The organism is Sphingobacterium sp. UBA7253, from assembly GCF_002472745.1.
Lineage (GTDB): Bacteria > Bacteroidota > Bacteroidia > Sphingobacteriales > Sphingobacteriaceae > Sphingobacterium > Sphingobacterium siyangense.
In genome coordinates, this window is record NZ_DKSP01000223.1 from 61,064 (window position 1) to 80,383 (window position 19,320).

At 40.5% G+C, this 19,320-nt stretch carries 20 protein-coding genes; 5 read left to right on the forward strand and 15 right to left on the reverse strand.

Features of this window, described 5'->3' with window-relative positions; translation table 11 throughout:
• Window positions 1-33: 33 nt before the first annotated feature.
• The 9 genes from B2X72_RS23320 to B2X72_RS23360 form a co-directional block, all read right to left on the reverse strand.
• A complete protein-coding gene (locus B2X72_RS23320; protein WP_286851673.1) occupies window positions 34-441 on the reverse strand; it encodes a hypothetical protein in 408 nt (135 codons plus the stop codon).
• Between the two features lie 64 nt (window positions 442-505).
• The gene (locus B2X72_RS23325) at window positions 506-1,066 is read right to left on the reverse strand and encodes a CHAP domain-containing protein (protein WP_286851674.1); all 561 of its coding nucleotides are present in this window, start codon (window positions 1,064-1,066) and stop codon (window positions 506-508) included.
• The gene (locus B2X72_RS23330; RefSeq protein ID WP_286851676.1) at window positions 985-1,371 is read right to left on the reverse strand and encodes a hypothetical protein; all 387 of its coding nucleotides are present in this window, start codon (window positions 1,369-1,371) and stop codon (window positions 985-987) included. The genes B2X72_RS23325 and B2X72_RS23330 overlap by 82 nt, the downstream gene beginning before the upstream one ends.
• Before the next feature lie 28 nt (window positions 1,372-1,399).
• Window positions 1,400-1,942, reverse strand: coding sequence for a DUF6266 family protein (locus tag B2X72_RS23335; protein ID WP_286851677.1), 543 nt, complete (start codon window positions 1,940-1,942; stop codon window positions 1,400-1,402).
• A gap of 84 nt (window positions 1,943-2,026) precedes the next feature.
• A complete protein-coding gene (locus tag B2X72_RS23340; protein ID WP_286851679.1) occupies window positions 2,027-2,671 on the reverse strand; it encodes a DUF6266 family protein in 645 nt (214 codons plus the stop codon).
• A gap of 427 nt (window positions 2,672-3,098) precedes the next feature.
• Complete coding sequence (locus B2X72_RS23345) at window positions 3,099-3,404, reverse strand: hypothetical protein (protein ID WP_088159903.1); 306 nt, start codon at window positions 3,402-3,404, stop codon at window positions 3,099-3,101.
• Window positions 3,405-3,434: 30 nt separating this feature from the next.
• Window positions 3,435-4,187 (reverse strand): LytR/AlgR family response regulator transcription factor, encoded by a 753-nt coding sequence (locus B2X72_RS23350; protein ID WP_198386021.1) that lies wholly within the window; start codon window positions 4,185-4,187, stop codon window positions 3,435-3,437.
• A gap of 27 nt (window positions 4,188-4,214) precedes the next feature.
• Window positions 4,215-5,273 (reverse strand): histidine kinase, encoded by a 1,059-nt coding sequence (locus B2X72_RS23355; RefSeq protein ID WP_286851682.1) that lies wholly within the window; start codon window positions 5,271-5,273, stop codon window positions 4,215-4,217.
• Between the two features lie 71 nt (window positions 5,274-5,344).
• Entirely contained in the window at window positions 5,345-6,268 is a 924-nt protein-coding gene (locus B2X72_RS23360) for a hypothetical protein (RefSeq protein WP_286851684.1), read from the reverse strand.
• A gap of 514 nt (window positions 6,269-6,782) precedes the next feature.
• Between B2X72_RS23360 and B2X72_RS23365 the strand changes: the two genes are divergently transcribed.
• Both B2X72_RS23365 and B2X72_RS23370 read left to right on the forward strand, forming a co-directional pair.
• Entirely contained in the window at window positions 6,783-7,406 is a 624-nt protein-coding gene (locus B2X72_RS23365) for a Crp/Fnr family transcriptional regulator (protein WP_088159898.1), read from the forward strand.
• 108 nt (window positions 7,407-7,514) lie between these two features.
• Window positions 7,515-7,904 (forward strand): hypothetical protein, encoded by a 390-nt coding sequence (locus B2X72_RS23370; RefSeq protein ID WP_286851685.1) that lies wholly within the window; start codon window positions 7,515-7,517, stop codon window positions 7,902-7,904.
• 55 nt (window positions 7,905-7,959) lie between these two features.
• Here B2X72_RS23370 and B2X72_RS23375 read toward each other — a convergent pair whose 3' ends face one another.
• Genes B2X72_RS23375 through B2X72_RS23390 form a run of 4 tightly spaced genes read right to left on the reverse strand, consistent with a single transcriptional unit; the run spans window position 7,960 to window position 13,478 of the window.
• Window positions 7,960-9,315 carry a RagB/SusD family nutrient uptake outer membrane protein gene (locus B2X72_RS23375; RefSeq protein WP_286851687.1) on the reverse strand — a complete coding sequence of 452 codons (1,356 nt, stop codon included), beginning with the start codon at window positions 9,313-9,315 and terminating at the stop codon, window positions 7,960-7,962.
• Window positions 9,316-9,318: 3 nt separating this feature from the next.
• Entirely contained in the window at window positions 9,319-12,510 is a 3,192-nt protein-coding gene (locus B2X72_RS23380; RefSeq protein ID WP_286851689.1) for a SusC/RagA family TonB-linked outer membrane protein, read from the reverse strand.
• Entirely contained in the window at window positions 12,494-13,099 is a 606-nt protein-coding gene (locus B2X72_RS23385) for a TlpA family protein disulfide reductase (protein WP_286851691.1), read from the reverse strand. The genes B2X72_RS23380 and B2X72_RS23385 overlap by 17 nt, the downstream gene beginning before the upstream one ends.
• A 1-nt stretch (window position 13,100) precedes the next feature.
• The gene (locus B2X72_RS23390; RefSeq protein WP_286851693.1) at window positions 13,101-13,478 is read right to left on the reverse strand and encodes a hypothetical protein; all 378 of its coding nucleotides are present in this window, start codon (window positions 13,476-13,478) and stop codon (window positions 13,101-13,103) included.
• A 597-nt stretch (window positions 13,479-14,075) separates the two neighbouring features.
• Between B2X72_RS23390 and B2X72_RS23395 the strand changes: the two genes are divergently transcribed.
• Window positions 14,076-14,921, forward strand: coding sequence for a hypothetical protein (locus B2X72_RS23395; RefSeq protein WP_286851695.1), 846 nt, complete (start codon window positions 14,076-14,078; stop codon window positions 14,919-14,921).
• A gap of 28 nt (window positions 14,922-14,949) precedes the next feature.
• Here the strand turns inward: B2X72_RS23395 and B2X72_RS23400 are convergent, their stop codons facing one another.
• Together B2X72_RS23400 and B2X72_RS23405 are read right to left on the reverse strand one after the other, a co-directional pair.
• Window positions 14,950-15,897 (reverse strand): Abi family protein, encoded by a 948-nt coding sequence (locus B2X72_RS23400; RefSeq protein WP_286851698.1) that lies wholly within the window; start codon window positions 15,895-15,897, stop codon window positions 14,950-14,952.
• Window positions 15,898-16,278: 381 nt separating this feature from the next.
• Entirely contained in the window at window positions 16,279-17,235 is a 957-nt protein-coding gene (locus B2X72_RS23405; RefSeq protein WP_286851700.1) for a hypothetical protein, read from the reverse strand.
• A gap of 146 nt (window positions 17,236-17,381) precedes the next feature.
• On the opposite strand from B2X72_RS23405, the gene B2X72_RS23410 reads away from it, so the two are divergent.
• Together B2X72_RS23410 and B2X72_RS23415 are read left to right on the forward strand one after the other, a co-directional pair.
• Entirely contained in the window at window positions 17,382-17,720 is a 339-nt protein-coding gene (locus B2X72_RS23410; protein ID WP_286851702.1) for a helix-turn-helix domain-containing protein, read from the forward strand.
• A 247-nt stretch (window positions 17,721-17,967) separates the two neighbouring features.
• Entirely contained in the window at window positions 17,968-18,723 is a 756-nt protein-coding gene (locus B2X72_RS23415) for a hypothetical protein (RefSeq protein ID WP_286851703.1), read from the forward strand.
• Window positions 18,724-19,320: the final 597 nt, after the last annotated feature.

The following is a 19,320-nucleotide window of genomic DNA, read 5'->3' on the forward strand; positions in this document are numbered from 1 at the left end:
CACTCATCTTTTAAGGTGAACAATAATTTGAGCCTACTTTCTCCCCCTCCACCAGATCCAATACCCTAGCACAGCTAGTAAAACTGCCCCTATCGCAAAGATTTGAGTTGATACGACTTTATTTTCCCGCTTCACATATAAATCAGAAGCCGCTGCCGCCTCGCTGTTTACACGCTGAAGCTGCAAATTCTCTTCAGTTTGTTTTATGTTCGACTGCTCTGCGAAAAGTCTTCCGCCCTTAGCCCATAATCCGCTATCCGGCTGAAACCAAAATGGACTATCCGTACTAAAATACCAGTAGGAAGATAAACTATCCTGCTGCTTCTGATGATAGGCCAGATCCCAATGTTCATATTGATTATAATGCTGCGTGGATTTCTCTTCCAATTGCTTTTTCCCTTGGAAAACGCTGCAACTGATGATTACAGCAGTGCTTATCATGAAGAGGAAAAAAACTAGGCTTCGAGCTACCGAAATTTTGTATTTATTCATGACCATGCCCTCCTCAATCGATCCAGTTAGCGATAGCATAAATAGTAGCAAGTGGACGCCGCCGCGATTCTACCCGGTCATGGCTATTGCCTTCTACCGAAATCAACAGGGATCCCTTTATAACTTTAACTAGGCCTACATGATGGATCCGTTTTAATTGGCTGCTATAGATCGCAAATAAATCGGCTTGCCGCACATCTCCTTTCAAGAACTGCACTTTAGTATAGCAGCGCGCTTTTGGAAAGAGCGCGGGGCTCCATGCACTGCGCGGTATGGAAAGACCAGCCTGACCATAACACCAGCTGGCAAATGCGGCACACCATTCATAACCTTCATCGAGGCCTACATAGGCCAGGTATTTGGAAATCTCCGGTCCCTTATTTTCACCCCCTGTCTCCCTTACGCCAATTTCATTCGCTGCAATTTCATCAATCTGCCGTCTCAGCAGATCAGTGTTACGTACACGAACATAATCATTGTTACACCTTCCGTCTAAAACAGCATTTCCAGTAGCAGCAGAAATGCAAAGAGCAATAGAAAGAAAACCGAGAAATAAAGAATGGATTGTTGCCATGAGTTTAATTGATTAAAGTGATAATAAATATCCTGTCTATAATATTTGAAGGGTCTCCAGAGGTATTCCAGCAACCAGGTGCAGCAACAGATAAAGACCAATCCGGCCATTAGCCCAAAATAAAGCAGGGAAAGTACCCCCAGATCAAGCGCAGCTGAAGCCGGGTCGAAAAATTGTAAGATACTCCCAACATATAGGAAAATAATGACCAATAATATGCTTGCCATACCGAGCAGGTACTTGGGCTCGATCGGCAGTTTTTGTGTTAGACCATACCATGGTCCTTTCATTTCTACACTGTTCATAGTGATATAATTTAATAGTAAAAAATAGTTATACGTTGCCCGCATATTGACTCCGCGAATAGCGGTTTCGATTCCGATCGCGCAGCAAGATAAAGACATCAAGCCGGACATTTTGCATATAATCAGGCAGTTCGAGTCTTAAGCCTGAACTCGAGCGCGTAACCAGGGCCTCGTTACGGATAGCGACTCCGGCTATCGGATCATAAGCCACCAACAGCAGCTCGTCATCGTGGTTCATGGCCGTGATCTCACCACCGTCAAAGTCTAACCACAATCCATTATCATCCAGCGCCATACTCTCTACGCTTATCCCTTGCACAGAACCATCGGAGAGCAGAATGAGAGCAGGATCAATATATTGATCCGGGTATTCACCTTTGACCGCATATTTGACCGCATGCGCCATTGCCAGATTTCGGGCAGAAAGCTGTTTTGCTTTTTCCCGACGTACGTACTGTGCAAATCCCTCCTTAATAATCGATGCCAATGGCAAGAGATATTGGCTGGCCAGATAAAATTTTTGCTGCGTCATCAGCATACCTATTGTCTTCTTTTGTTTTCTTTTTTTCATCTGAAAATGTATTAATGAATAACATCCTTTTCACGATACCGAAATATACCAAGGGCAGGTATGCCCTTGGCAATTTTCTGCTTCTTAGGCGAGCATTATTTCACCGAGATAACTGCTTCTGCTGATTTTGGTCTTTGTCCGGTCGGACATAAAATACCAGATATGTACAGCATCCCCCAGCAGATGCTCAGGCACTCCAAATGTGATCACCCCATCTTGCCTTTTCGGCAAAGTTGGCGAAGTCATGAATTCATCCTTTGCCGGATGGTAACAGATCACATAAAAGAGATCGTCTCCCTGTGTTTCGTAGACATCGTTATTGCCCGTCGACCAAGCCACTGTGATCTGATCTGCATCAAAACCAGCTTCTACTGTTCCGCCCCCGCCGTAGATCCCATCGGCAATTCTGATCTTGCTATAGTCCAAGCTCAGATCAGGATAAACACCCTGAATAGCCAGATCCTGATTTAGCTGAAAAGCATAGTTGAGCGGCGTGAGGCGGTCTGCCTTTTTCTGGCCAAAACCGATTTTTAGAAAGTTATTAATCGGCAGCAGAAAACGCATCAGCGTCTTAAATCTTGCCTGCACGATGAGCTGTGCTTCCGTATACGGCTTATTGCTCTTTTTAGCGAGCCCTCTGATATAGTTGATGCTCTTCCAGCTGGCACCGATCACTGAGCCGGCCTTACCACTAAAGCCCCCATTTGCTCCGTTTACAATTGTTCCCATTTTTAAAAATTTTAAGGGTTAAAAAATAAATCGCCAAGATTTTTATACCGGTATTTTTGCTTGACAGAACAAACATAAAACATTCATTAACAGAAAAATACAATACAAAACAGATTGTCCGATGCTTGTCCGAAGGTTGCCTATCAATTGTCCGAATGCAGCCAATCGATAAGTAGAAAACCCTACAATGATCTGCTACCGGATTGCTTATGGCCTCCAGTTGGGATTGACTTATCAAATACCGATGATGAACCTATTTAAGACCTAGTTCGATAGGTAAACACAAGGTCTCAACTAGGAGTTAGCTAGGAAAATTGGCGAGAAAAGGGCATGAAAGGGATGAACCAAGCCTATGGCAGATGCGAACGAGCGCTTAAACAGCAGCGAAGCCCGGCCCGATGGCCAAGAACTTCGCTGCAATTTAATATCAGCTATTTAAATAACGTTTGAGTCGGAGCACGTCGTCAAGCTTAAAATACTTTTTGCCCCCTTTATCGCGCTGATACACCTCAATAAGGCCTAAGTTTTGATACCGCAGCAACGTACGGTCCGATACGCCTACCGTATCTTTGACAAATACCGTGTCACGAAGTTCCACCTTGTCATCATCAGCCTGAATGCTATCCAGCACTGCAGTTTTCAACTTTTGTATTTCTGTAAAAAGGATATGTAAGGCCTGCAAGAGATGCGCATCTGTCTTTGGGCTTGGGTTGTTGTACGAATTTTTTCTCATATTTTTAGTTGTCTATAATGGCAAATGGGATTATCCACCAAGTGTATTGGAATTAATAAAGCTAAAGAATTCCGGATACAGTTTTTTGTCACCTACGGGGAGCGTTTTTTTCGTTCCTTCAGTCATCAGTACCCCGCCAACGCCATAACTGTAAAAAAAATTGATATTAATAATAATGCTCTGATGGCATTGTTTAAACCACTTCACCGGCAGTCGGCCCAATACTTCCCGCATGGTACTGCTGCAGCTCAGTGTTTTACCTCCGATCATGTGAAATTTAACCTGGCCATTGGTACTTTCCACATAAACAAGTTCTTTCATACGAACCTCCGTACGTTGATAACGAACCGGCCCTTTGATCATAAAATAATAGGTATAATTTTCCAGTGAATCGTGATCAGCGAGGGGGATCAATTTAGCGAGCACTTCGTCCACCCGGCGCAATGCGGCATAGAAACGACTCTTAGACACCTCTTTGAGCAGCACATCAACGACGCCGAAATCATATCCCGGGTCTTCGTATTGGCGGTGTGCTGTATAAAGAATTGTTTTTAGATTTGAGCTGGGCAAGGTTCTTAAAAAATCAAAAGCGTTGGTCTTTCCTAGTTCGACATCAAGGATCATAAAATCCACTTTGTTGGCACGCAGAAAAATCCGGGCTTCCTGCGGATCACTAAACGTTTTGGCAATCTGCACATAGCCGATCTCTTCGACCATTTCAAGCAGATGGTCTATATGCGGCTTTTGGTCATCGATGATGATTCCTATCCATATTCTATTCATATTTTCCGTCATTTTTTGTTCCTTAAATTATTTGTAGCGCTGCACACATAACGTGAGTTCATAATGCTCAGCGTCCTGCTTTTCTTCCATCGAAAAGTCCGTTCCAAAGAGGTATTCCATGCGTGTTCGTACATTTCGAAGCCCCACATCGTGACTTGGCATCATCTGAGGGCCGCTTCGTTTTTTATTTTGAACCATAATCCGATAACCGGCATTACCGACAAGAATGTCGATTTTGGCCGGGTGATCTTTATCCCAAAGGTCCGCATGCTTGAATAAGTTACCAGCGAGCGTCTGCAATAGTGTAGGTGCAGTACTAAATCGCATCAGGTTACCCGAGCAGCAAACATTTATATAAAAAGGATTCGGTTCGACTTCCTCCTGGATGGACAAGTACTGCTCCAGTGCTTTCACTTCATCTGCTAATAATATATGGGTTGCCCCTTCCACCTGATGGGCCTCCATGTAGAATTTCATTAAGCGATAAATTTCCTCAAGCTGCATGCCCAATTTACGATCATAGGGATCCACCTTATTTTTTAAATGGCTAAAAATATTCGCCATCATATGCGGATGCACCTGTGCAGATAAGGTTGTATACTGAAAAGATTTCATGCTAGATTCTGCATTCAGGCGTGCTTTCACTGCCTCAAGTTTATCACTTGATTCGCGAAGCTTACTCTTATAGTAATAATAGCCCACCGCCATCACCGTATAATTACTATGCATGACGAGAAAGGTCTGAGAATACTTCGTCCAACTAAAGGCATGATGAACGACAACGTACTTGTTATTTATAATCTCCAGTCCAAATTTTCCATACAATTCGTAGTACACGAATATTCCGGAGAGTAAATAAAAGCCTATCATCAACACGATAGTTCCCAGTATATGACCCCGATCGTAAACATACTTCAAAATCAGATATATCGCATAGAAGATGATCGCGCAGTAAAACACGGTGATGAAGGAAGCTCCCAGATTCAGTCTGGAATTGCCTAGTGCATTTACAACAAAAAAATAAAAACTATATCCTATCCAGAAACAGCAGTGCGACAGCCACTTTCTTTTAAAGAACCTATTCATATTATTGGTTTATATTGATAACCTAAAGATAATTACAACATTATGTTTAGACAAGTATTCCAATCGATTTCTTATAAAATCGTTACAGGAAGAGGATAACTCAGGTAAGTAAACTTGTCGAGCAGCAGCTGTTTCTCTTTCATGCTAAATGAAATTATACGATTAGTTGCCGACCAGGTTGCTTCATCTGAGCTTGGAGACATGCTTTTGTGTAGGTAAAACCAAGCTTCCCAGGCCTCCGGATATTCCAACAGGATCTCTTCGAAATCCCCATAAATGATGCGGCTAAAATAGTCCGTAAACTGCCTGGCGCTCGGAAACCAGTTTTTATACCAATGACTCAATGTGCAAATAACAATGGGCTCATTTTCTGCCGCTATTTTGGCAATTAGAACTGTTATATTTTTTTGAAGCAAAAAAGCCATATGTAGAATCCCATGCTTTATCTTAATGCTGCCATTTAGAAAAGGGATTTCGCTTAATTTTTGCGCCTGGAAATCTTTTGCGGCACTTACCCCTCCATCGAGGTAGCAGAATATATGATAGCCAAGATTCATCTGCTGCCGCAACTTAAAGAAAAGATAAGGATCATCGGCGTCTAGAAATACAACTTGTTTTTGCCAACGGTCACCGAGCAAAGCGGCATAATGCTGTGACTGCTGCAACATAACCTCTTTAGCCACAGGAATACAAAGTTTATAGCCGCGCTGAACCAGTAAAGCTGGAACAGCGCGATAGTAACCAAAATGAAAGCTAAGGATAACTTGTGGTCGCTCTGGCGGCGAGAGCCAAAAGATGTTGTAATCGAACTGAAATTTAGCAGGGTCCATTTCTGCCTGCCGACTTGAGAAATTAATCGTTTCACGGTGTAGATTTTGCTGGATATCGAGCTGATGGATACCCAAAAGATGTTGCACATTGGCCGAGAAAAAAACAAAGTCCCGCCAATCCTTTTCGGTGTAGGCCTGCATGGCGGCTTTCCAAGTAAATTGCATATAAAAATACGTTAGGGTTAACATTGGGAATATGCCATGCCTAAGGATAAGGCACAGCATACTCAATTATCTTGATACTCTTAAGGGAAAACGATATTGCATTTCCCTCCATCATCCTCTTCATCAATACCTAACATCAGGTCAGTGATAGTCAGAGGATGTGGATTGTATAGTCCAAATTGGGCTAATAATGTTGTTATTTCCACGCTGTTTCTCGTAAAAAATAAAACCATAGGCTGTTCTCGCAACAGCATTACGGCTTCAGGCACTGAAGACTGTGGATCGATCGGGAGTAAAAATTCAACTAATAATTGGAGAGCCAAAAGACATTGCCTTCATCTACCTTTTGGTTCCTAAACTTTCCATTTTGTCGATAATTTGGGGGGCAAAAGAGGTTTTTCTAGAGTCAAAAGGTATTATAAGGGTAGTTTCGTCAATGATTTTCAATCATCGTAACTTTGTTAGTGCAACATATATTATTGTCAGTTAGCCAGATAAACCAAAAAACTTTATTATGTCAATTAAGCATAACACCAAGGCGGGATTCAAACTATTATTTGATTTTTGGGGAAAATATCACACAATAGATCATTTTCACTATCAGTGGGCAAAGGACAACCTCAAAGTCAAGATCGTCAAACGAGGCGAGCAACTCAGTCCAGCTGACCGTCCTTCGGAGATGACCTATTTTGTCGCGAAAGGCCTCCTGGCGCGGGTGGAAGAAAATACTGAAACCGGCAAACGCAGAATCATGAGCCTGGCTATTCCAAACATGGCTTTGATGACGACTAATCACCTCTATACACATCATCTACACAGCGGGCATATAGTGGCACTCCGTTCGGGAATTATTATTGTGATCCCGCATTCGGTACTTCGGCAGTTTCAGGAACAGGAAAAATCCATCGATACATTGATTGACGTATTGGGCAATAAAAAGAAGAGGCAACTGGTTTTGCTAAGGCAGGCCACATTGGGCTATTCTCCTTTTGAGCGTTACCTTAACTTTACCCGGCTGTTGCCCGAAATTAAAGCTGCTACCACACAGGTTGAGCAGGCTGATCTACTGGGCATCTCCCGCCACACGGTGCAGCAGGCTCAGTATTTTCTGCTCACGGGCAAATATGCCCAAAAATAGCTCCTATGGTACAGGCCTATATCAGACTTATTTTGCATGCAACTTTGTATAAGGAGCTAGCGAAAGTGCTGGCTTTAATAAACATTTTATAAACTAAACTTTAAGCTTATGCTTACAAAAAGAAACAGCTGGCTACGTGCCGGCACATTAGCCGTATTAGGATTGGGCCTTGCATACGGTACCCAAAGTTTCACCGAAAAGAAAGAAGTGAAAATTGAGCGGAAAGCGGATTTTGTTGAATGGAAGTACGAAGGTACGTCCAACAATCTATCTCAGGCTCTTGATGCCGACAATTATTCTCCAGCCGGATCGACTTCTTGTGGGGGTACCCCACAGACAATCTGTCGCATTTCAGCGCCAGAAGACCTCTCAAATCCCGGGCACCCCGATATGAGTGCAGCCGTGGGATCGTCAACAGTAGGAGCAGATATTCAGAGCTCAGTATCTAATCCTACACCTACTATTAACAATACCGTGAAAAGTCTACGTTCATTTTAGGCTTCTTCCTGCTCAGATTAACAAGGGGATACTCCAGTGGAGTTCCCCTTGTCTGCTAACGTATATTTTGCTCCATACCAGTTTGCCTGATCACTTCATCAGGTATTAGGTAGTAATAACGGCTATCATTTGGTGGTAGTTTTGCGATGATATTTCCAGCGTCGTCCTTCCTTTGCAAAACAATTTCCCGCCCCTGCTCACGATTCAAACGTTTTATATCGCTCCATCTTAGCCCACGAAAAATCAATTCCTTACGCCGTTCGTTTAAGATTTGTCCAATAGCCGCCTCCTTATCAGAAAATGTAACCGGACTATAGGTTCCCAACTTCCATTTATAGGTTAACAGGTTATTTAGTTGTTCCGCTGCTTTATTCAGATTTCCTTTTCGCGCAGCACATTCTGCGGAGATCAGCAACACTTCGTCCGTTGTCAGTCCAAAGAATAAAGTTGAAAATGTACCCGGATAGTTCCCTTTCAAGCCAATGTGCCCATTTCCTTTGTCATAGAAATAAGCACTTTTCCGAAGATCATTATCGGCATATTGTTCATACAGTTCGCGATTTACATTAGCACTGTTCTGTAAAAGCAGATTTCCTGTTACACCATAAACCGCATAGATAATCTCATCATGATTGATTGGAAAAGGACTCATACTTATCAGATTAAGGGTATTCAGATCTGTTACTTTACGATAAAGTTTTAGCGCTTCATCAGCGTATTTTTCAGCCAGCTCATATTGATTGAACGACAGATAAATGCGGGACAAAAGTGCATAAGCTGCAGCTTTTGTCGGTTTTACCTTTGATACAGCGGTTTCAGGGAGAAGATCTAGCGCTTCGTTGAGATCCTTTAATATGGCGGTAACATTTTCATCAACCGTACCACGTTGTGAGACTACGCTGTAATCTGAGGTGAGGCGAATTGGTATTCCCGGTTTTGCATCTGCCCCGACCTGACCGATTTCCGTGTACACCTGTGCTTCACAGTAATGAACAAGTGCCCTAGTAAACAGCGCTTCGCCCCGCATTGTCTTCATCTCTGATTCTGCACCCGTTTTTATTCGATCGATCGCCTCTAAGGCTACATTTACCGTCATCACTGCCCGATAACCATTGTACCAATCTCCTGATAGATCAATTGCAGGGTAGTTCTTCTTCCATAGGTACATTCCCTGATCGGTTTCATTCATATTTCTAAGGGTATTATCATCGAGGTAATAGTCGTCGGTGCCATTCTCCAATAACGAAGATGCGAACACATTCAGATTACTGACATCATTTAGCAAGCCTCTGATATCCTCCATTGTTTCGGGTACTGCAATCGATGCGTCCGGTTTTAGATCAAGATACTTCTTACAGGACACTAACGTGAAGAAGGTGCAGCCTATAATTAATAAAATACAGTTTTTCATTATTTAATATTTTACGTTGATATTTAAACCATAAGTACGTACAGCAGGAATACCATAGCTATCCGGATCAAGCCCATATTTGTTCTTCCTCCAGATAATCCCCACATTGTTTACATAACCATTCACAGCTATTGCTATCGGTTTATGTGCTGTCTTGGTAGCAAACGAATAACCCAGGCGAATATCCGAGATCCGTATATGGTCACCTTTTAGCACATTCACCGATGAACTGGCATAAAAATCATCCCTACTGGCGTTAGCTGGATAAATCATTGAGGGTACCGAAGTCCTGGCCTCGTCGCCAGGCTGCTGCCATCTATCTGCAAAGTCTGCATTTCCTTTCCAGGATTTAAAGAGCGCAGCGTAATTGATTGTTTCCTTTTGGAAGAAGTAACCAAATTTATACACTAGATTGAATGAAGCTTGAAATCCCTTCCATTGGATACTTGGCCTCAGGCTTCCCTGATACGTTGGCAGGCCTCTACCATGATAGTTTAGGTTCTGGACAGAATCATACAGCATGCCCGAATAATCCTTACTGACTTCACCGCGATACCAGCCAAGGGGATCTCCCGTATTGGGATCAAGCCCTTTAAATGGAAATGAAAAGACAGGGTAGAGTCCTCTTCCCTCATATGGCATTAATGCCCTTCCAGCAGCAGAAGCATAAAACAACGCGTTGGATACTGTACCCTTATATTTTGTCACCTTATCCGTGTTGTAAGCAAACAGCGCCTCAACGCCTACCTTGAGCGATTTATTCAATGCCTGTCGATAGCTGATATTGAAATCGAATCCCCTACCCTTTAATTCTCCAACATTACGTCGCATATTATAGAGCCCCAATGTCGGGTCAATTTTCTCTGTCGCCAATAGATCAGTAGACTTTTTAAGATAATAGTCAAAACTCCCTGACAGCCTATTATTCAGAAAAGCAAAATCTAGGGCAAAGTTATTCATCTGTACATCTTCCCATTTCAGGTTGGGATTTGGAAGCTCCCCCACGCTGGCCTTCCGCTCTGTCTCCAGGTCATTTCTCGGATTGTCATAATAGATAATCGGCAATGTGGTTGATACCCCGCCTAAGTTACCCGAATGCCCAACCGTGGTTCTAAATTTCAACAGATCTATCCAGTTCAGCTTATCCATAAACTTCTCATTTGTCACAACCCAAGCGAGACCTGCAGACCAGAGCGGGTTCCACCTATCATTAGTTTTTACGCCAAATAAATTCGATGCATCGCGGCGAGCAGAAAAATTGGCGATATACCTATTTTTATAGGTCACCGCAGCATTTCCAAATAAGGATACAAAACGATTGCTGGTCCGTCCAAATCCATTATAAAATGGGATGCGTGAATTTCCAGAAAGATTACTATAGATAGGGTAGGTGTTAATGGGATCAACGTTGATGCTGGTCATTGTATTTTCATCGTAACCATAGGCTGTATTCAATCTGGTATCCGTACTTGCGTGACTAATTTCTGCACCGGCAAACAGGTTAAACTTCCAATCTTCCTGTAAGCTGAAATCCGAGCTCGCCTGAAACCGTGCTTTGTGTGACAGCATCCGGCTGGTATTATTTTGCATAATATCTCCCAATGGTACAATCCGGTTAATGACACCATTTTCCACCTGACTGAACCGATTAATTAGATCACGCGTGTAAAATGAATTCACACCATTGCGCTTTTCTGTATCGACAGACTGGTTCTCATAATTGTACAGACCACTAAGACTCAAAAACGGAAACGGTTTGTAGGTTAATGTTCCATTTAGTACAATATCCTTTGTATTACTATTTGACTGACTTTCCTTATAGTCTTCCAGAGGCTTATACGTCCAGTCGAGCAACTGCGTTTCAGGGATATTCTGTACAAAAGAGAGGTTATAGTTGTACGGAATTGCCAGCGAGCTTCCATCGTCACTTTTTAATTGTGCATACGGATACAGCGCAGCCTTACCTCCTAGCGGATTGATCGGGAAAGAAGGAAAAGTAGGACTTGAAGTCGACTTTTGGTTGGACCAGGCCATGCCCACCTGCAATTGCAGCTTATCCGAAAAATCGTATCGATTAGAAGTCTGCAATGTTAGACGCTGGTTATTATTCGCCAGCTGCTGTTCGCTATTACGATCATATCCAAGGGCAATACGATTCGTAAATTTATTCCTTGCCAAATCATTAGATAGATGGTACTGCTGCCGTATCGGATTGCGGTATAGGTTGTCCATTAACTCTCTCCTATAGTCGTGGTTTCTGAACGAGTTGATCTGCCGGTCTGCCTCTTCCATGGAGATCAATCCCTTGGATTGTTGATAGAGCAGCTGCACCACCGGCGAGAATACAAGAAGTCTGCTATTGACGCTATTCAATGATGCCTTGTAAAAGCCTTTGTCAAACAATATACGCTCGACATCGATAAAATCCGTTGAAGAAATATTCCGCAGGTAAAACAGATCCTGTTTTTCGCCGAAAGTCAGATTGTGGGTAAACTCCATTTTATTGTACCCTTTGCTATTCTTTTTCAGATTAATCACAATTACGCCATTTCCTGCACGCGCACCCCAGATAGACGCAGCTGAGGCATCTTTTAATAGGGTTACAGACTCCACATCATTGGGATTGATATTGGCAATATCTCCCGAATAAGGAAAATTATCAACAATAATCAGTGGTTGCATCAGGTTGTCAGAGAACGTGTTAATACCACGAATATTAATGACCGATTTACCCGTACGATTGTCAAACTGCAGCCCAGGCGCTAAATATTCCAATTTCTGCAGAATATTGTTGGATATCCGTGTTGTTAGTTTTGTACTGTCGATCTGTGAAAAGCTTGCTGTAGATCGCTCCTTAGCGAAAGACTGATACCCGGTGTTAACTTCTACAACATCCAATAGCTGTTCTTTTTTTTCCAGGACTACCTCAAGCTTATCGGCATAATCGTTCCATAATAAGCGCTGCGTTTCAAAGCCCAGCATCGACACCGCAACGTCCAAAGGCTTAGGTACATTGGCTATTACAAAGACTCCATTTTGATCAGTCTTAAAACTTTGCCCTGTCTTCTCCAACCGAATATTAACATTGGCGATGGGTTTACCATGTTGGTCCATCACCTTACCACTATATCTACCCTGGGCAGATACTGTTAGGCTATAGCAAAGTATAACCAGCAGACTAATTAGGCATCTCATATTTCAGACTATAATCGATAAAGGCCTTAACTTTTTGTTCGTCTACAAACTCTGCGCTTGTGATAGCTGATATCCGGCCAATTGGTGTAATCCAGACATAATAGGGCACGCCTCTATGGGGAAACAAGGCATTCAAATACCGATCGCTATATACTGTCGGGAGTATATTATCGCGGAGAAAATCATTTCGCATACGATGAATCTGATCATTATCTTCGTTGTTGACAAGTAACACATTAAAATCTCGCTGAAACTTCAATTGCAAAACATGGAGTTTTGGGAATTTGGTGATGCAGGAGGCACATGAGGTACTCCAAAAATCAAGGATCAATGGCTTGCCTCTGAACTGCTCCATGGGTACTACGGCGGTCTTACCGTTGCTATAAACTTCCAACTGCTGATTCCAGAAATCTTCAGGGACATAATAGTCTACCCCAATTGGAGTGATAGGAGAAAGCCCATCCGCTCCGCTGTCCTTGCGAGGCGTCTGGGCCGATAAACTAAACATAGAAACCAAACACAGCAGTATCGCTCGTGCTCGTTTGCTCTTAAAAGCCTTGTACAAATTATATAGTATTGTTTTCATCATCTTAAGGTTTTGGTGGGTTAATGGATTGAAAAAAATCGTTGATTTGTTTGGTCAGCTGAAGTTCTTTCATATTGGCTTCCAGAGTTGAAAGTTTTATTTGACCTGTATCAATCTGATTGGTATGCGTTAGGAAATACGCCATCAGAGCACGTAGAATATCGGCCAAAAACAGCGTTTGCTGTACAGCCTCTAATTTGCTTTCGGTAACTTCGCCGAGGGTTTTGCATTTGAGGTCCAATGCATAGAGATACTCGCGTATCGTGACTAGCGGATAATTATCCCAAAAGTTTTCGATACATTTCAATGGATCGTAACTGTCTTCATGAATCTCGTAGAATGGCGTGTCGAGATGCAGGAGATCTTCATAAATGGCTTTCATGTGTTTAGTTTTTGGCTGTGACCTTAGCGCATAGCTCTCCCTGTCTGACCGAAATCAGCTTTTTTTGCGGGAGCCTGAGCTTGCTTAGGTCAGGTAAACAATAAATTAATTGGGGAGCTAGATCGCATTTGAGTGGTTATCACAAAGGTTATCATATTGGCGTGATGCAATCCATAGCAGTGTAGGGTCAAATCATGTTTGACTTAGCTACCCGAGCTACTCGGGAGCGGTAATAAGATTTTTTGTTGTCTGTTTTTTGTGACTCATATCAGCTTTAAGTATAAAAGCTTTAGAGAAGATCTTATTTGCAGGCTCCCTCCGTGCGCCCAACACCCCCTAGGAGAGGTAGGAACCAAAATTCCCAAGCACGCAACACGGAGAGAGCCTACATCTGTATTTCAAATATACAAAATGCAGGCGTCTTCTCACTGTCACTTCGCGTGCTTAAAGATTTCCTAGGTCTGTTGAGCGAAGCTTTTTCAGTTCAAAAACAAAGTATAGGTGATATTATCATATCACTTCTCAAATATAGCTAATACTAAAATAAAAACCAATTATTTGTGGAGTTTTTTTTAGCTATCACCTGTAAATTAATATATGAATGAAAGCTCATATATTTTAATTGGAAATAAGCTAAAATGGACTAGAGAATCGCTCCTATTAACCGCAAAAGAAGTATGCCAATTATCATCAATTCCAGTAACAACTCTGCGTAGAGTTGAAAATGGCGATAAAAAATCCATCGAAAAATGGATTAATGAACTATGTTACTTATATCAGATAAATAGGACTAAAATTTTTAGCTCACAATATAATATTCCAAATTGGAAAATTTTAAGAAGAAATGTGCTTGCAGTACATAGGGGCAACATTTTATATCTAAAATATATTAATAAAAGGCCATTTCCTAGAAAAGCCATTGAGTTCCGAATGATGCAGACGTCTTTTATTAACAGTTATAAAAACACTAGTGAGATAAGAGCCTTTTTACAAAAAACATACAATTGGACATTCAGCTATGAAGCAATTGTAATGGCATTAGACAGCCTTGCAGAAGAAAATTTGATTGAAATAGAAAATGTAAAGGTAAATCCAAGGTCCTACAGAAAAACAAGAAAAAAGAGTAACAATATCCTGTCAGAATTATCACTACTCACCATAAAGTTAGAGGAATTAACTGATTCAGAACTAAACCACTCAGTAACCCCAGCTTATGACAGAATGGCCGCAATGTTGCTAATCCTCAATAATGAAGTCATTTCAAGAGGAAATCTATACGAAAAAATAAATTACACAAATGCGTATAAAAATCATCAAAGATCTCTCAAAGTTTTAGAAAATCTAAAACTTGTTGAACAAACAGAAGAAAAGCCCAACAGTAGCAAACAAAAATACCGAATCACGAGCAAGGGAAGAGAATTATTAAATTCCAACGGCATTTAAAGTGATTTAGCCAATCCTCTTGACTCAATCAGGAGGATTTATTTTTTATCCTCCAAGGAGCCTCATCTTTCCAATTCTGAGGAAATCCTAAGTTTCTTACATTGATCGAATGTAAGTCAATAAGAGTTTCAAACTTATCAATAAAAGAGTTATTGGTGTTAAAAGTCAGCAACAGATGATGTATAGCGATTATGGCGCCATAAATATTACTATTGGAAGCTTCAGGAATAGCTCCTTCTATCTTATGGTCTTTACGAGATGGAAAAATCAATTTGTTTGCAGTAAATTTTCTATTCCACAATCTCGAATGATGAGCACAAACATTACGCACATCATTTAGAAAAAGGAGCCAATTAACAAGGGTTTTCCCTGAGGGTAGTTTAAATGCAGTAGCTATCGAATTTTTCGTATTATCATTCTTTAGACAGGTATATAATTTAATTAACTTACCAAATGACAATGTTTCAAAATACATATTTTCGGGAGGGTAAGTTTCATCTGTATATTTGAGCTTAAAAGCTTTCAAAAACTGTTCTTTGGGCTTCCCAAAATCTATAATTACTGAATCCAAAACATAGGCACGATAGTTTAAAACCTCATTTTCATTATCCCTCAAATCTCTTTTATCAAGAAAATTCAGCGGATCTACGGACCAATAAAAACCTTTGAGTTCAGAATATGCATTAAGTATACGCGTTCTTAAACACACTTCTACCCGTTCCAAATACTCTAAGAATACACATCGCAGCTTTTTGTCGAAGGTATATAAGTTTATAATATCACTAAATGTAGTTCCTTCGTAAAAAATCGATGCATTTCCTTTATCTTGGAGATGGAACATATAGCCACTTAACCGATAATAACTAACGCTTTCCAAATACCTCTTTGCTCTATCAGTATCATCAATAGTTAATCCACGATCTATTAATATCTCTAAATGCTCGTCGATGGAACAAGCTTTCTTGGTGTATTTCATAAAATTAGGCAAAAAAAAACCTCGCAAGATGCGCTTGAGACAGAGGCGTGCGAGGGTATAACGAAACAAATATACGAACAAAAGAATATATTTAAAAATATAATAAAAATAATTTTGAAGAGCATACTGATGAGTTAAAAGTAATTTCGGAAAAGATACTCCAACGTGATGACGAAATCATCCAGCTTCAGAAAAAGCTTATCCAGCTATATGAGCAATTTCACAAGCACGATAACGCTTAAGATATCCACCATAAGATTTATTGAAATATATCAACATACAGCTCAAATAGCCTCATTTCGATTTGATGTTTATATAAAAAAACCACTCCCTTCCGGAAATGGCTCAAAATAAATATCTATAAACTTTAAAAGTATTTGATTACAGCTTTTCGATTTCTTCGATAGAAAGACCGGTTCCTTTAGCAATATCAGCAATAGGTAAACCCATTTTCTTAAACTCTAGTGCAATGGCAATAGCTTCTTCACGCTTACCTTTTTCAATACCAGTCTTAAGACCTTTTTCAATACCAGTCTTAAGACCTTTTTCAATGCCTTTCTGAATTCCTTTTTTTTCAGCTTTATCTAATAAATATTCTTGAGTGCCCATTGTATCGCTCCTTCCTATTTTTGATTTAATTTCTTGCTCAAATATACTTAAAACTTCCTCATTATCAAAACTTACGTAGTAAGTAAGGAAATCATATAGCCCCTGTCGGGTATCCTTATCCATCTTCCTTTTCATCATCTCATTATACAGATCATGTTTTATTTCTTTCAGTCCATCATCGGTCACTTTCTTGTTTACTACAGCCAAAAGTGCAGTAAGGACAATCACTGAAAATGGATTCTCATTTGCTCGTAATTCCGATTCTTCCTGATCGAGGATCTTATAGCTATTAAAATCGTAGCGTAATGAAGTTCCCATAAACTCCTGGCTATATACCACTGGTCGATAGCCTTTGTTTTCATCTGCCAAAATTGCAATAGCTGTAATTGGAACTTTGTAACGATCCCATATTCTATAAAAATAGCGAAACATGCGCTCGGCCAAATCTCCCCTGCCTTTATTGCTCTGAATCTCTACATGGCAGAGTACGAACTGTTCGCGGCCATCCTTTAAAAATACCTTCACAAGCTTGTCTACATAACGGACTCCCCTGCCGTTGCTTTCCGGAGGAAATAAACTCTCAAACTCTTTATCGAGATAATCAAAGGGTCTGCTCAGATCAAAAACGGCATCCGCATCCGGAAAGATAAATCGTAAAAAATGCGAGAACGTTTGTTCTAAGATAGATTTCCACAGGGGATCATCTACACGCCTTCTTCTTGGACTCATAATTATTGATCAAATGGTTAATTGCATAAAGGTAAGAAACAGTTAAACAAAATACTAACTTATTTAGTATTTTGTTTTGAAAAACTATTCAACTCAATGATGACTCAGTGATATTTTTTTGTATATTAACATTAAACTAATTTTCAATGGACAAACTAGGAAAAGCAATTAGATTACTGAGACATCAAAAAGGCTGGCACCAAGGTGATGTTGCAAAGCGATTAGAAATATCAATTCCTGCACTTTCTAAAATTGAAACCGGTGTTACAGATCTAAATATCTCTCGATTAAACCAAATCGCAAAGGTATTTAATTTGACTCCCGTACAGCTATTATCTTATTCTGAAACAGAAGAAATTAAAGAGCATGCTGATGAGTTAAAAGTAATTTCGGAAAAGATACTCCGCCGTGATGGCGAAATCATTCAGCTTCAGAAAAAGCTTATCCAGCTATACGAGCAATTGTACAAGAAGGATAACGCTTAAAATATCCACCATTTCGATTTGATGTTTATATTAAAAAAGCCACCACCTTTTCGGAAATGGCATTCCCGCTTGCCTATTTCTATGTTTTAATTATACACTTTTCTCTAAAGACGTTTATATTAAGGATGAGCGTTGCGCGACAAAAATAAATAATCCTGAACATAATAACTTTCAGTTATTATAACTATCTTTAAAATTATACAAAGTTTAAAAATCATACGGCTTGTTTACTCAAATCGCAAAAAACATGCAATTTAAAACACCTCTCCGCCCTCTGCTTTTTGTCTGCGCCATCGGCCTGTTGTTTAGTTCTTGTCAAAAGGACGGCCCTTCTGAGCAGAAGGATCTTATCGATATTGAAACGAGAGATGCTGCATGGACGAAACTGAGTATCCCGGGACAGCTCAGAGGTACATCGGCTATTTACGGTAATATTGACGATACTTTGGTCGTGGCCACCATGTACAAGATTTATATGACTACGGATAAAGGAGCTTCATGGCAAATGGTCAACGATGCCGGACTTGGCATACCAAGCTTCAGTATGTATCAGGGAGAATTGATGGCTTTAAGTAATTTCCAGGACCATTCGACAAGTCCATTTTTATTCTCGTTGGATCATGGCAAAAGTTGGAGCACAAAGGGCAAATATGGCTATGAAGTCTATGATAAAGTACGGGTCAATCGAAAAGAAACAAAGATCAGTGAAACTGAATCCTACAAAATCAGCCCACAGCCCAATGAAATCATCGACAAAGAATACGGCCGCCCGTTAATGCAGCCAGATAAACTAGTAAGAGTCACTGATAAAGGCGAACAGAAGCTCGATTTTCCTTTCCGTCGACAACTGAATTATATTTACCACGACAAGAAAAACCGACTTTACATTGGTGCTGAAGGTACACGTTTTGAGTGGGCTGTTAAAGGCAATGAACGTACTTATCCAACTTCTACCGATACAGCGATCATTTACATCAGCAAACTCCCTATAAGCGCAAAATAACGAAACAGCTCCTAATTATTCGAAAAAACAAGTTAATGATCGTTCCCTTACCCAGCTTACTGGAGAGATTAACATTACCGTCCGAACGTTCCATCAACTCTTTGACTAGGGAGAACCTATTTCCGGCCCCTGTGCTTCAAGAGCTTTGCCTGCGCGCTCATGGACTTTAAATATGACATCCAGATCTTTATGTGGAATGCCGATCCCACGATCTTCCAAATAGTGTACAATTTCTTTGCTTGTCTTTTCCCCCTACATTGCAAGATAAACCTGCTCGGTATCTTTGGCATATTTCACAGCGCTAAAAATCATATTAACAAAAGCATCTTTATGCGTCTTTATTCAACAGATTACACATTTCAGCATAAAAAAATGGAAAAATATTTTAAACACTGCATTTTTATGCTATATTTGATATAAAACATATACAAACCGATTTCTAACCGCTATAAATTTTTATGAAATAGCACAATATTTATGTTGCCCAAGCACCAGGTGTATTGGCAAAACCTAAGTTAAACGAAACTAATCAAACACAATTTTATTATGAAAAGAAGTATGCTCATACTAGTGAGTTTACTGAGTACGTATGGTGTC

Bases quoted from the DNA above. Each gene is read 5' to 3' on its own strand.
- B2X72_RS23350 (WP_198386021.1), bottom strand. From the start codon at position 4,187: ATGAATAGAATATGGATAGGAATCATCATCGATGACCAAAAGCCGCAT.
- B2X72_RS23330 (WP_286851676.1), bottom strand. From the start codon at position 1,371: ATGAACAGTGTAGAAATGAAAGGACCATGGTATGGTCTAACACAAAAA.
- B2X72_RS23360 (WP_286851684.1), bottom strand. From the start codon at position 6,268: ATGCAATTTACTTGGAAAGCCGCCATGCAGGCCTACACCGAAAAGGAT.
- B2X72_RS23390 (WP_286851693.1), bottom strand. From the start codon at position 13,478: ATGAAAGCCATTTATGAAGATCTCCTGCATCTCGACACGCCATTCTAC.
- B2X72_RS23395 (WP_286851695.1), top strand. From the start codon at position 14,076: ATGAATGAAAGCTCATATATTTTAATTGGAAATAAGCTAAAATGGACT.
- B2X72_RS23375 (WP_286851687.1), bottom strand. From the start codon at position 9,315: ATGAAAAACTGTATTTTATTAATTATAGGCTGCACCTTCTTCACGTTA.
- B2X72_RS23370 (WP_286851685.1), top strand. From the start codon at position 7,515: ATGCTTACAAAAAGAAACAGCTGGCTACGTGCCGGCACATTAGCCGTA.
- B2X72_RS23325 (WP_286851674.1), bottom strand. From the start codon at position 1,066: ATGGCAACAATCCATTCTTTATTTCTCGGTTTTCTTTCTATTGCTCTT.
- B2X72_RS23400 (WP_286851698.1), bottom strand. From the start codon at position 15,897: ATGAAATACACCAAGAAAGCTTGTTCCATCGACGAGCATTTAGAGATA.
- B2X72_RS23365 (WP_088159898.1), top strand. From the start codon at position 6,783: ATGTCAATTAAGCATAACACCAAGGCGGGATTCAAACTATTATTTGAT.
- B2X72_RS23415 (WP_286851703.1), top strand. From the start codon at position 17,968: ATGCAATTTAAAACACCTCTCCGCCCTCTGCTTTTTGTCTGCGCCATC.
- B2X72_RS23345 (WP_088159903.1), bottom strand. From the start codon at position 3,404: ATGAGAAAAAATTCGTACAACAACCCAAGCCCAAAGACAGATGCGCAT.
- B2X72_RS23335 (WP_286851677.1), bottom strand. From the start codon at position 1,942: ATGAAAAAAAGAAAACAAAAGAAGACAATAGGTATGCTGATGACGCAG.
- B2X72_RS23405 (WP_286851700.1), bottom strand. From the start codon at position 17,235: ATGAGTCCAAGAAGAAGGCGTGTAGATGATCCCCTGTGGAAATCTATC.
- B2X72_RS23380 (WP_286851689.1), bottom strand. From the start codon at position 12,510: ATGAGATGCCTAATTAGTCTGCTGGTTATACTTTGCTATAGCCTAACA.
- B2X72_RS23410 (WP_286851702.1), top strand. From the start codon at position 17,382: ATGGACAAACTAGGAAAAGCAATTAGATTACTGAGACATCAAAAAGGC.
- B2X72_RS23355 (WP_286851682.1), bottom strand. From the start codon at position 5,273: ATGAATAGGTTCTTTAAAAGAAAGTGGCTGTCGCACTGCTGTTTCTGG.
- B2X72_RS23340 (WP_286851679.1), bottom strand. From the start codon at position 2,671: ATGGGAACAATTGTAAACGGAGCAAATGGGGGCTTTAGTGGTAAGGCC.
- B2X72_RS23385 (WP_286851691.1), bottom strand. From the start codon at position 13,099: ATGATGAAAACAATACTATATAATTTGTACAAGGCTTTTAAGAGCAAA.
- B2X72_RS23320 (WP_286851673.1), bottom strand. From the start codon at position 441: ATGATAAGCACTGCTGTAATCATCAGTTGCAGCGTTTTCCAAGGGAAA.